The sequence below is a fragment of the Proteobacteria bacterium CG1_02_64_396 genome (genome assembly GCA_001872725.1).
In the GTDB taxonomy this organism is placed as follows: Bacteria; Pseudomonadota; MNWR01; order CG1-02-64-396; family CG1-02-64-396; genus CG1-02-64-396.
In genome coordinates, this window is sequence record MNWR01000109.1 from 1 (window position 1) to 11,728 (window position 11,728).

10 protein-coding genes are annotated in these 11,728 nt (G+C 61.1%); 3 read left to right on the forward strand and 7 right to left on the reverse strand.

Annotation, left to right across the window (positions count from 1 at the left end; genetic code table 11):
- Positions 1 to 426 precede the first annotated feature (426 nt).
- Together AUJ55_13275 and AUJ55_13280 are read left to right on the forward strand one after the other, a co-directional pair.
- The gene (locus AUJ55_13275; protein OIO53640.1) at positions 427 to 615 is read left to right on the forward strand and encodes a hypothetical protein; all 189 of its coding nucleotides are present in this window, start codon (positions 427 to 429) and stop codon (positions 613 to 615) included.
- Between the two features lie 7 nt (positions 616 to 622).
- Positions 623 to 1,525: a hypothetical protein gene (locus AUJ55_13280; GenBank protein OIO53641.1), complete on the forward strand. Its 903-nt coding sequence runs from the start codon at positions 623 to 625 to the stop codon at positions 1,523 to 1,525.
- Between the two features lie 27 nt (positions 1,526 to 1,552).
- On the opposite strand, the gene AUJ55_13285 is transcribed toward AUJ55_13280, so the two are convergent.
- From AUJ55_13285 to AUJ55_13300, 4 genes are all read right to left on the reverse strand, one after another.
- Positions 1,553 to 2,386, reverse strand: a complete 834-nt coding sequence (locus tag AUJ55_13285; protein OIO53642.1) for a hypothetical protein — start codon at positions 2,384 to 2,386, stop codon at positions 1,553 to 1,555.
- 340 nt (positions 2,387 to 2,726) lie between these two features.
- Positions 2,727 to 3,713: a hypothetical protein gene (locus AUJ55_13290; GenBank protein OIO53643.1), complete on the reverse strand. Its 987-nt coding sequence runs from the start codon at positions 3,711 to 3,713 to the stop codon at positions 2,727 to 2,729.
- Between the two features lie 100 nt (positions 3,714 to 3,813).
- On the reverse strand, positions 3,814 to 4,395 hold the full coding sequence (locus AUJ55_13295) for a hypothetical protein (protein ID OIO53644.1): 582 nt from the start codon (positions 4,393 to 4,395) through the stop codon (positions 3,814 to 3,816).
- A gap of 257 nt (positions 4,396 to 4,652) precedes the next feature.
- A complete protein-coding gene (locus AUJ55_13300) occupies positions 4,653 to 4,964 on the reverse strand; it encodes an antibiotic biosynthesis monooxygenase (protein OIO53645.1) in 312 nt (103 codons plus the stop codon).
- 482 nt (positions 4,965 to 5,446) lie between these two features.
- Here AUJ55_13300 and AUJ55_13305 point away from each other — a divergent pair, with 482 nt between their 5' ends.
- The gene (locus AUJ55_13305) at positions 5,447 to 5,812 is read left to right on the forward strand and encodes a hypothetical protein (GenBank protein OIO53646.1); all 366 of its coding nucleotides are present in this window, start codon (positions 5,447 to 5,449) and stop codon (positions 5,810 to 5,812) included.
- Between the two features lie 90 nt (positions 5,813 to 5,902).
- Here the strand turns inward: AUJ55_13305 and AUJ55_13310 are convergent, their stop codons facing one another.
- The 3 genes from AUJ55_13310 to AUJ55_13320 form a co-directional block, all read right to left on the reverse strand.
- Positions 5,903 to 6,976, reverse strand: a complete 1,074-nt coding sequence (locus AUJ55_13310) for a calcium:proton antiporter (protein ID OIO53647.1) — start codon at positions 6,974 to 6,976, stop codon at positions 5,903 to 5,905.
- A gap of 436 nt (positions 6,977 to 7,412) precedes the next feature.
- Complete coding sequence (locus tag AUJ55_13315) at positions 7,413 to 10,655, reverse strand: hypothetical protein (GenBank protein OIO53648.1); 3,243 nt, start codon at positions 10,653 to 10,655, stop codon at positions 7,413 to 7,415.
- A 134-nt stretch (positions 10,656 to 10,789) separates the two neighbouring features.
- Positions 10,790 to 11,722 (reverse strand): hypothetical protein, encoded by a 933-nt coding sequence (locus AUJ55_13320; GenBank protein ID OIO53649.1) that lies wholly within the window; start codon positions 11,720 to 11,722, stop codon positions 10,790 to 10,792.
- Positions 11,723 to 11,728 lie beyond the last annotated feature (6 nt).

Below are 11,728 nucleotides of genomic sequence, written 5' to 3' on the forward strand. Positions count from 1 at the left end.
GTCACATAGCCACCACTATGATCCTCAAAACCGTGAAAATTTGGCCTCGATTCCCCACTCGGCTCGCTACGGACGCTCAAGCCCGACAGACTCCTAGAATATTGGTGGAAGGGCGGCCCCGACCCCTGGTGAGGGCTGCTGCAGCGACCCCTTGGGAAGCGCTGATTCAATAGCGCTTCCTTTACAGCGCCATCGCCGCCCCCGAGCGGGTGGTCGAGGCTTTTCGGGGGGGGGGCCATCTGGGGCCGAAGAACCCGTCTTGGGGTCACCACCGCCAAGAATGCGGTGCGACTTCCCCCAACGTTGGCGCTTGATCCCGACCTGAGGGTGGTGGCCCAAGCGCGGGTATGGGATCCTTCCCCCCTGATGGCACAAATCCAACGCCTCGTTCATTCCTCATAAATTGCGAATCGCAAGGAGGGCTCCATGGCCCTGGTCGACCCCAAACTTCTGGAGATCCTGGTCTGCCCCCAATGCAAGGGGAAGGTGACCGTCAACGCCAAAGCCAGCCGCTTGGAATGCCCCGCCTGCAATCTGGCCTACCCGGTGCGCGACGGCATCCCGGTGATGCTGGTCGACGAAGCGGCCCCGCTGGAAAGCGACAACAAGGAATAATCGCTTCGTGAACACCCTGATTTATTACGGTTTTTCGCTACTGCTGCGTGTGCTTTCGTGGCTACCGCTGCGCGGGGCCCGTCTGTTCGGCGCTGCGGTGACCGAGCTGGCCTATTGGCTCACCCCCCGTCCCCGCCGCGACGCCCTGCTCAACCTTGAAACGGCCTTCCCCAACCTGCCCCGATCCTCGCATCGCAAGGTTTTGCACGGCGCCTACCACTCGCTGGGGTATGTGTTGGGGGAGATGGGAGCGGTCGCCTATTGGTCCAAGGAGCGCTTCTTGGACCACACCCGCATCGAAGGACTGGAACACTTCGAGCGTGCCCTGGCCCAGGGCAAGGGAGTGGTGGTGTTGACCGGCCACATCGGCAATTGGGAGTGGCTGACCCGGAGCGTTCTGGAGTTGAACGCCCCCATGGCCTACATCTACCGCAACCTTAAGCCACCCGGTCTCGATAAGCTGATGTACGGCATCCGGGCCGGAGGCGGCAACGTTCCGATTGCGCGCGAGGGGGGGCTACGCCCCATCCTGGCCGCCTTTAAAAAGGGGATGGCGGTGGGGCTGATTATGGATCAATGCGCCCCAATCGAATCGGGCAAATTCGTCCATTTTCTTGGCACCCCCGCCTGCTCCCACCCCACCCCCGGCACCCTACATCGCCTGACCGGGGTGCCGGTGGTGCCGATTTTTTGTGTCCGCGAAAAGGGGGGCTTTGTGCTGCAAGTCCAGCCCGAGCAACCCTATCCCCCCCCGAACAAGAGCGAGGCTTGGTTGTGGCAAGCCACCGCCATGGACCAAGCCGCCATCGAGGAGCAGGTGCGTCGCCACCCCAAGCAGTGGTTGTGGATGCACCGCCGCTTCTGGGTCACCCCCGACGGCCAAGAGAGCTTTTACCGCAGCAGTAAGTAACCGTGCTTCAGCCCACAAACGCGTCCCTTACTTCGGGTTGTGCTCCTGAGCATAGGCCTTGACCTGCGCCCAATCGTCAGCGAAGCGCTCCCGAATCTTCTCGAGCTGCCCCTTGGGGGTCAGCTCCACATCGTTGAACAGGGAATCGGGCAGAAGCAACGCTGCGTACATGATGAGGTACGAGGTGATCTGAAGTCGGCGCCATTGCAGCCAGCCGAGCAAGGTTTTGCGCGATCGGGTCTCTTGGGCCGGGAAGAGAAAACGGCTGAACTTGCGCACCGCCTTGAGCTGTTTTTCTTCGTAGGAGGGGTGGATGGCGCTTAGCGAAACCGCCTCCCGGTCGTAGGTCGATCCGGTGAAGGCAGCGATCTGATCGAAAAAAGCATAGGGGTCGCGTTTTAAATCTTCTTGGAACAACACCAGCGGCTTGTGGGTGAAGGTCTTCTCAAGAAGGCGGATTTTGTCCATGAAGATCAGCTCGTTGAGCTTCCACATCCCTTGGTCGTGGTCGATGTCGATGAATCCGTCGAAATCGACGTGGATGCCATTCTTGGCAAAGCGGCGATATTGCGAGGCAATCCAGCCGTCGTGACGACGAAAGACGATGATCGGATGGGCATCGGGGAAGTGCTGGGCAAACCGGGAGACCTCCTCCTCCATCTGCACATCGAACTCCCGCGAAACCAGATAACTGGGGAAGTTGGACCCCTTGATGCCGTCGATCACCCCTTGATACCACTTGGTGCGCTGGATGTAGTGGATCCCCTTGAGTTTGGGGAACAGGGCGTATTGCAGATAGGTGGTGCCGGTCTTGCCCAGCCCCACATGAAAGTAGATCTGCTTGGGTCGATTCGAGGTCATGGCGATTCCAGCACAGGCGACAAGGGGGGCAAACCGATTGCTCCACCGCGATTTAGAGGTTCTTCAAAAGGGGCGCAATGCTAGTTCTCAGGCTTGAAGCGTCAAGGTTGGGAGCACCTTTGGGGGCAACCAAAGTCCCGCACTCAAGACCGCCAGTCGTCCCCAATCTGGTCTTGATCGAGGCCTTTGAGCTTCGCTTCGGCGACAGAAGTCGCCTCCCACAATAAAGGACTGCCCCCGCCCGTAGGAGTATTCCCCGACCGCGACCCACCGACGCAGGCATCGCCACCGCCCGTGATCGACGTCGGGAACACCGCCTACCCAAAACCGCACCCCAGCATTACCCGCCCTGAACGGCCGCCACGACCTTTGCCGGCTCCAGACCATCCCAGCAGGTATAGGGGGCGCGTAGGGGGAGTTTGCCTCCGTGTTTGGAATAGGGGCGGCCGGGGCACTGCGCCTCCAGCACCAGCGACCCCTCCCCCGGCAGGTAGGGAGACATCCCGAACGCCGGCACCGTCGCCCCCCACAGTGAAACCACCCTCTTTTTGAAGGCGGCGGCCACATGCATCAGACCGGTGTCGTTGCTGACCACACAGACGGCATCGCGCACCAACGCCGCCGCCTGATTGAAGCTGGTTGCGCCGCAGGCGTCGAACACCCCCTCCCCCCCTTGCGCGGCGATCTGCGCCCCCCGCACTCGATCCTCGGGGCCGCCGAGCAAAACCACCGGCTGGCCGAGTTCGCGACAGGCCTGGGCCACCCACTTGGCGGGGTAGAGCTTGCCGCCGTGCTGCCCCCCAATCACCCATGCGACATACCCCTGCTCCCGATGGCGCCGGGGCAACAGCTCGGGATCAACCTCGTCCTCGGGGCGCAGGAAGAAATCGAGCCCCAGGCCATCGTTCTGGATCCCCAGCGGCGCCACCGTCGCCATGAAGCGGTCGACCATGTGGCCGGGGGGGAGCACATCCAAACCCAGGTGGATGTTGAGCCAGCGCCGGGCCGTCCCCTTGCGCACCACCTGGGCGGGACAGCCCAAACCGCGTCGCACCTGAAAGGAACGAGGGTTGTTGTGCAGGTCGACGACCCAATCGAAGGGGATGGATCTGAGTTGCGGCAGCACCTCGCCCACCTTGCGTTCGATGGCGTGCAGCCGGTCGATGCAGGGGTTGGCGGCCAGCAGGGGCAGGTAGCCCCGTTTGGTTAAAAAATGGACCTCGACATCGCCCCCGTTGCATTGCCGTTTAACCGCCCGAATCACCGGGGTGGTCATGACGATGTCGCCGATGGAGCTGAAACGGACGATAAGAACGTGGGCGGTCATGGGGGCTTTCTGGCTTGAAGGGCAAAGGGGCAGGTGCAGCGAAACGGGGGGTATTGTGACCTTCGGGGGGGGGGAATGCGACGTGTGATTGCCGCCGCCCCTACCCCTCCATCACCTCGACCAGGCCAGATTCCAGATCGTAGTAGGCTCCCACCACCTTAAGCCGCCCCTGGGCCACCGCTTTATGCAGAATCGGGGCATGGCGCAACCGCTCGACCACCAACGAGATCTGCGCTCGCACCGCATTATCCCAAAGGTTGCCCCCCACCTGCCGCGCCACCTCCACCGCCGGCGCCATCGCCTCGACCAGGAATTCCATATCGGCGGGGGCGGCAGCATTCCGATCGAGGGCCGCCATCGTCGCCCGCACCGCGCCGCATTGGGTGTGGCCGAGCACCACGATGAGGGCAATACCCAACTCGGCGACCCCGAATTCCAGACTGCCGAGCACCGCCCGATCCAGCACCTGCCCCGCCGTGCGGATGACGAAGAGATCGCCCAGCCCCTGATCGAAGATCAATTCGGGGGGAACCCGAGAATCGACGCAGCTCAAGACGGCGGCAAAGGGGTGCTGCCCCGCCGCCACCGCCACCCGGCGCCCCGGCGATTCATCCAGGGTGGGACGGTCGGCCACGTAGCGCCGGTTGCCAGCGAGCAGACGTTGCAAGGCTTGTTCGGGCATGGGGGGCTCCTTGGTCATCGCAAGATGTCGGTGTCAGGCTGCTTTTCGAGTCCCTCGACATTGGGGGAACTGCAACACCCCCAAAACGCCTGGCCTGCATTCGGGCCGCGCCGGGACTGCCACCGACTCGTCACCGCTCCCCCTTTCGGCGTCATCTCCGCGACGCGGGGTGGGGATGGGGGGTGACGACAAGCCTTATGGAGGGGCACGTTGTGCTGTGGCCTGGACGCGACGCAGCGCGTCCCACTCAAAAACGGTCAATCCTGAGCAGGTTGAGTGAAGCCGAAGTCCCGCTCCACCTTACAGACCCGTACCTGAAACGAGGCGTACCAATCACCCGCCCGCGCCTGAGCCTGCCGATGAAAAGGGTGATTCTTCCACCCCTCGATGGCCTCCAGGCTTGCCCAGTACGAGACCGAAACCCCGACCTCTTGCCGGGCGCTGTCGAAGCCCAAAAAACCGGGCTGTTGCCGGGCCAACGCCAGCACCTCGTGGGCAAAATCGGCGTAACCGGTATCGCCGGGAATCAGGGTGGAGGTGAAGATGACGGCGTAGTAGGGAGGGGTCATGGGGGGGGCCGGGGGAAAAGGAGGGGCGAAAAGCCTACCTTCTTTGAAGAACCCAATAACCTAGTGAAACTGCGGCAATAGCAAGGATGATTCCCACCACAACCTGCCCGCTTTCCTTCTTTCCATGTGCGACCCCCTTGGCTAGGTGCTCACAATTGTGGGTAAAAAGGTTATACGGGCGTTTTTCCTGGAGTTCACGCCGGGCTCGTTGAAGAACTGCGGGGATGTTTCCACTGCCACGTTGTACCGACACCGGTCGGCCATCGGCAAAAACATCTAAAGAAACAACGTGAGTCCCTCCCTGAGGGGTGTTGTGGAGGACTCCGCGACGTACAAGCCATAGTGAGTGGCGGGTCCTTTGGGACGGGTGAGGATGTCGCCAATTTGGTATTCATAAGACATGATTATCTCCTTGCTGCCGCAAAATGCGGCTCTAAGTGGGTAAGTTATTCGCATAATGGGTAAAAAGAAGAGAGGTGTCAATGCCCGACCCAAACGTGACTACGTATTCGATCTTGGTGGGAAATGTCATCAGTCGTTGGCGGAAGATTCAAAACTTTGACCAAACTGCCTTGGCTCAGGAGGTGGGGGTTTCCCAATCCACTTGGTCCAGGATTGAGCGAGGGCAGATCGCAATAACGGCGGAGCAGTTGCTCAGGGTTGCAGATGCTCTGGGGGTACAACCGACGACAATTTTGGCCGAGGCCGACCGGCTCCGAAGTGAGTTGAAAAATAAGGAAAATGTTGAAGTTGTTTCTTCCAAAGAGGCGGAGGGAATGGGTGTAGGTGCTGCCCTTCTGACCGCTGCTGCCATCGGCGTGCTGATTGCCGCGTTGTCCAGAAAGTAAGAGCCGGTTCTCCTCGATGCGCCAGCAACGCCCCGAGAGGCATCATTCCTGCGTTCGCGGCAATGACGCCGGGGGGCGCCCCCCTCGCCATCACACCAAAAACACCAACACCCCAAACGTACAGAACAACACAAAATGGACCATCCCCTCCAGGGCGTTGGTTTCGCCGTTGCTCAGGTTGACGATGGCCACCAGCAGCGTCAGACCGATCATCCCCCCTTGCAGCAGGGTCAGCCCCATGATGATGTCGGTGCCGGTCGCCAGGGCAATCGCCTCGACCACCGGGATTGTCAGCAGCACGGTCGCCAGTGAGGCCCCTAAGGCAATGTTGACCACCGTCTGCATCCGGTCGGCCCGGGCGGCACGCAGCGCCGTGAGGATCTCGGGACTGGCCGAGATCACCGCCACGCTTACCGCCGCCAAGCCCAGCGGCCATCCGGTCGCCTCGATCCCGGCGTTCATGAAGGCCGAAAGCAGTTCGGCCAACACCCCGATAACGGCAATCGACCCCACCAGCAAGGCGCCATGGAACAGGGTGCTCCCCTCCCCCGCTCCAACGTGCTCCTGCCCCTCCTGCCCGTATTCGTACTCGAAGAAGTAACGGTGCTCGATGGTTTGCAGCCGGGTGAAGGCGACGTACATCAGGGCGATGGCGACGATGGAAAAGACCGAGTAGGCCCGCCACACCTCGGGGCGGATGAAATCGGGGATCACCATCCCGACCCCCACCGCAGTGAGGATCATGGCGATGTAGGAGTTGGAGCTGTCGACGTTGTAGTGCTGGGAGCCGTGTTTGAGCCCGCCGATGATGGCGGCGACCCCGAGGATGCCGTTGATATCGAGCATCAGGGCGGCGTAGATGGTGTCGCGCACCAGGGTCGGGTTGTGGCTGGAGGTCATCAGGATGACCAGCATGATGACCTCGACGCTGACCGCCGCCACCGTGAGGATCAGGGTGCCGAAGGGCTCCCCGAGCTTGTGGGCCAACACCTCGGCGTGATGGGCGACCCGGAACGAAGCGATCAGGATGGCGGCAAAAATCAGGGCGAAAACAGCGCCGACCATCGCCAATCCGTCATGCAGCAGGGTGTGCTCAAGCGGGAAAAGCACCGCCAGCAAGACCAGGGCGAAAAGGAGCCCTTTTTCGTGGATCAACAAAGACATGGGGGCAGCGACCTCACAACCAAAAGCGGCTCGCTCGAAGCCGCAAAGACACGAAGAACATCAAGAACACCGGAGATTTCGGGTAGGCCCCACCAGCTTCACTCACATCAACCGCCTAAGGAAACGCTGAAAAGGCATCCTGCCTCTTGAATCAGCGACGCCTGGCAAAAACCAAAAGCGATTGCGTCTGAGGCGACAAGGTAGGAGCGCCGCCCTCGGCGCGATTGCGTCTGAGGCGACCCGGTAGGAGCGCCGCCCTCGGCGCGATTGCGTCCTTAAGTCGCCTCCTACGACCGCGCTATTTTGGCGACCCATCCCTGAGCCGCTCGGAAGCGCCGAATAAATCGGCGCTTCCCTAACTCAAAACCAAATCCCTCTTGGTTTTGCCTTACTTCCCAGCTTTCGCGTGCCTTGCGTAAGATCGGTTTTCGTCTCTTTACCCCTGCTCCAACATCTGCTCAAACCTCGACGCCGGTTCCGCCTTGGCAAACAGGTACCCCTGGGCGTAATCGCAACCGAATTCGATCAGCACGTCGCGCTGCTCCTGGGTCTCCACCCCCTCGGCCACTGTTTTGATCCCCAGTTTGTGGGCCATGCCGATGATCGCCTCGGTCAGGGTCCGGTCGCTGGCATCTTCCGCCAGGGATGAAATGAAGGAGCGGTCGATCTTCAGGTAGTCGATATCGAATTTCTTCAGGTACGACAGCGCCGAAAAACCGGTACCGAAATCGTCGATAGAAACCTCGACCCCGACGTCACGCATTTGCAGCAGCAGCCGTTTGATGTGGGGCGAGGCGTGGAGCAGCAGCCCTTCGGTGATCTCCACGGTGATCGCCTCACCCGGCAAACCCCACTTGGTCATCTCGGCGATCCAGTCGCAGCCGTTGGGGTCGTCGATGAACTGGGCGGGGGACTTGTTGACGCTGACCTGAATCCACCGCCCCCACAGCTCGTGCCAGCGCAGAATTTGGCTTGCGACCTGGTCGAACATCCAGTCGCCGATCTCGCGGATCAACCCCGCCTCCTCGGCCAGGGGGATGAAAATCGAGGGTTCGACCCACCCCCGTTGGGGATGGCGCCAACGCATCAAAGCCTCAGCCTTGGCGATGCTGCCGTCTCTTAAATTGACGATGGGTTGGTAATAGACCTCAAGTTCGCCGTGGACCAAGGCATGCCGCAGATCGTTGATCAAACCGATTCGGGCCATCGCATCGCGCTGCATCGATTCGGTGTAGTAGCTGAAGCGGTCGCGCCCCGCCCCCTTGGCGACGTACATCGCCTGATCGGCGTTTTTGAGCAGGTCCTCGCTATGGCGGGCGTCATCGGGGAAGAAGGTAATGCCGATGCTGGCCGAGACGTAGCCCTCCTCGCCGTCGAGATCGTAGGGGGCACGCAGGGTGTGCAGAATCGAGCGGACAATCGGTTCGACATGGACGGTTTGACGGACATCGGGCAGCACCACCGTGAACTCGTCCCCTCCGAGCCTGGCAACGATGTCCCCCTCGCGCACACATTTTCCGATTCGCCGCGCCGCCTCCCCAAGCAGCAGATCCCCCTTGCTGTGCCCCAGGGTGTCGTTGATCTCTTTGAAGCGATCCAAGTCGATAAAAAGCACCGCCAATTTGTGTCCCCGTCGCCGTTCTTGACGGAGCTCCTGGTCGAGTCGATCCCGGAACAGACGACGGTTGGGCAGGCCGGTCAGGCCGTCATAATTGGCCTGGCGCCAGATCAGGTCGTCCATCTGTTTTTTCTCGGTGATATCCGAGAACAAAGCCACATGGCGAAAGGGGGTGCCGTCGGGGTTGCGGATCAGGCTGATCGAGGTCCACTTGGCGTAGAGCGAACCATCCTTGCGTCGATCCCAGATCTCCCCCTGCCAATGCCCTTGGTTGAGGATGGCGTGCCACATCGTGCGATAGAAGGCTTTGTCGTGGCGCCCCGACGAGAGCACCTTAGGATCCTTGCCCACCACCTCATCGAGGGTGTAGCCGGTGATCTGAGTGAAAGCGGGATTGACGTCGATGATGTGGTTGGCCGCGTCGGTCACCAAGATTGCCTCGCCGCTCTCCCGGTAGATCATCGCCGCCAATTGCAGCGATTCCTCGGCCTGCTTGCGTGCGGTGATGTTGCGGGCGTAGCCGGTGGTCCCCAGCACCTCGCCCCGCTCATCGACGATGGGGGTTTTGAAGGTCTCGTACCAGACCGTCGCTCCATGCTCCAACACCGGCTGCTCGACGAAGTACTTATCTTTGTTTTCAATGACTTGTCGATCCGCCTCCAAAAAACGGTCGACTCGGTCGGAGGGCCACACCTCTTCGGTGGTACGACCGAGCACCTCGCCGAGCTGCTCCTTGCCAGCCGTCTCTAAAAAGGGGCGATTGGCGGCGATGTAGCGCCCCTGGGTGTCTTTAAGCCACACCATGTAGGGCAAGTTGTCGAGAATCGACCGCAGCGCCGCCTCTTGCTCGCGTAGCTTTTGTTCACCCAGCTTACGTTTGGTGACGTCGCGCTGGGAGGCATAGGCGTAGCGGCACTCGTCGATCCGCACCACCACAACGTTGATCTCGACATCGATGATCGTGCCATCCTTGCGCCGTTGTCGTGCCTCTAGAAAACCCCCTTCCGGGTCGAAGCGACCCAGAAGACAAGCAAAATCGACCTCTCGGGGAATCGCCACGTCCCAGTCAGAAACGTGCATCCCGGCCATCTCGCCCGGCTCGTACCCCAACATCCGCTCGAATGACCCACCGGCCTGCACCAAAAAACCGTGCTCGTCGATGATGTGCAGGCCGTCGTGGGCTGCCCGGAAGAGCCCTGCGTTTTTCAGGGTCTCTTGCAGCAGCGCCTGTTCTGAACGCTTGCGCTCGCTGATGTCCAGGTTGATCCCGACCACCCGCAGCGGCTCCCCCTCCTTTCCCCACTGCACCACCTTGGCTTTGCCCAACACCCACACATAGTGGCCGTTCTTGTGGCGCAAACGGTGTTCGAGGGCGTAGTGGGCCACCGCTCCGTCAAGCATGGCCTGCAACTGTTTTTGGGCGACTGGAAGATCCTCGGGATGACACAGGCTCTCCCAATCCTTCAGGGTCACGCTGGACTCGGTTGCCGCAATCCCGAGCATCCGCGTCCACCAGGGGGAGACCTCAATGGTGGCCGAGGTCAGGTCCCAATCCCAAAGCCCCTCCTCGGCGCTCTCCAACGCCAACTGCAACCGCTCCTCGTTTTCAAGCAGCGAGCGTTCCCAACGTCGTTGTTGGGTGATGTCTTGAAAGATACATTGAAAAATCGGAGGACCGCCCGGCGTCTCCACCAACCGAACCGAGGCGTGAATGTCGAGGATCTTGCCGCTCTTGGTGCGGTGCTGGGTGACGAAATCGTCCTGACCCGTCTTGGCGATGGTTGCGGCGTGTTTTTGGATCTCTTCCGGGTTCTCTATGACCTCGAACTGGGGGATGGTCAGTTCAAGCATCTCTTCGGGGGGGTATTCGTATTGGGTCAGGGTGGTCTGGTTGAAACCAATGACTTTGGCTTGCAGGTCGATCAGGACAATGCTGAAGGGCGACTGCTGGAAGAAGGCTTCGAACTGCTCCCGAAGGATGCGTCCCTCGGCCCCCTGCTCAAGATCATGGTAGGGGCCGGTTGATGTGTCGTCGGCAATGGGCTTGTCTGAAACGGTCATCGCGGCGGCCTATGTTGGGTGGGCGGTATTCCCTCTGGGGTTGTTATCGAACCACACCACCATCCGGAAGACAAAAAACCCGCGATCAAACGCGGGTTTTTTGTGGCTTGTGTTGAAACCAGACGATGCCCTCTTCAGCACCCCTTGCCGTAATAGAGGTTGACCGTATGGGTTGCCTCGGCAAAGAAGAGCCAGCGTTCCAGCAGCATCCCCACCAGCGCCACCGCCACCATGCCGATCCCCGCCCCCACCATGAACCCCTTGCTCATCATGACGCTGAGCAGTACCAGCGGCACGATGAAGGCCAGCACGTACACCATGATTTTGAGCCCAGCGGCGTGGGTGCGGGCGATCTGGTAGCCGAACTCCTTCATCAAAAAGTTCGGGTGGGTGTGCCCCTTGTCGAGCAGCCGCACCTCGCCCCGACGCAGGCCGGTCGCGGTTTGCAGGGTCGAGCCATGGGTCATGGTGCCGATCCAGAACCAGTAGATTCCCTTGAACAGCGCGGTCAGAACGATCAACGCCAGGGTTCCCAGGGCCAGTACCCCCAGAGCGTCGATTCCCCCGCCCAATCCCCCCAGGGTCACCACCGCGACCCCACCCAGCATCAAGCCATTGAGGATGTACAGCACCGGCACCAGCGAGGTATTCCACTGCCGGATCGTCTTCAGGCAGCCGTAGATCATGCCGGTGGCAAAGACGGTGACGACCGCCAACACGGCGGCGACCGCCCCGGCCAGATCGCCCCAAAGGGTACCGCCCAGGTAGAGGCTGTAGGTGTAGATCAGGGCAAAGGGGTAGAAGGCAATCGCCAGAACCCCCTCGCGGGCCAGCCACGAGGTTTTGTAACGGGTCATCGCCCGCCAGGCCCGTTCGGGGTGACCCAGGTGAAAGGTCGAGGAGATCAGCCCGGCGGAGATCACCCCCAGGGCGACCAACATGCCGACCAAGCCGGTGGCGGGGTGGAGGGTGCCGAGCAGCACGTCGGCGAAGACCAACCAGACCACCAGTCCGAAACCGGCGCCGGAAAAAACGGTGAAGAAAATGACCGAAAATGCGGGATGCATGGTGTT

Bases quoted from the DNA above. Each gene is read 5' to 3' on its own strand.
- AUJ55_13320 (OIO53649.1), bottom strand. From the start codon at position 11,722: ATGCATCCCGCATTTTCGGTCATTTTCTTCACCGTTTTTTCCGGCGCC.
- AUJ55_13290 (OIO53643.1), bottom strand. From the start codon at position 3,713: ATGACCGCCCACGTTCTTATCGTCCGTTTCAGCTCCATCGGCGACATC.
- AUJ55_13285 (OIO53642.1), bottom strand. From the start codon at position 2,386: ATGACCTCGAATCGACCCAAGCAGATCTACTTTCATGTGGGGCTGGGC.
- AUJ55_13295 (OIO53644.1), bottom strand. From the start codon at position 4,395: ATGCCCGAACAAGCCTTGCAACGTCTGCTCGCTGGCAACCGGCGCTAC.
- AUJ55_13275 (OIO53640.1), top strand. From the start codon at position 427: ATGGCCCTGGTCGACCCCAAACTTCTGGAGATCCTGGTCTGCCCCCAA.
- AUJ55_13310 (OIO53647.1), bottom strand. From the start codon at position 6,976: ATGTCTTTGTTGATCCACGAAAAAGGGCTCCTTTTCGCCCTGGTCTTG.
- AUJ55_13300 (OIO53645.1), bottom strand. From the start codon at position 4,964: ATGACCCCTCCCTACTACGCCGTCATCTTCACCTCCACCCTGATTCCC.
- AUJ55_13305 (OIO53646.1), top strand. From the start codon at position 5,447: ATGCCCGACCCAAACGTGACTACGTATTCGATCTTGGTGGGAAATGTC.
- AUJ55_13315 (OIO53648.1), bottom strand. From the start codon at position 10,655: ATGACCGTTTCAGACAAGCCCATTGCCGACGACACATCAACCGGCCCC.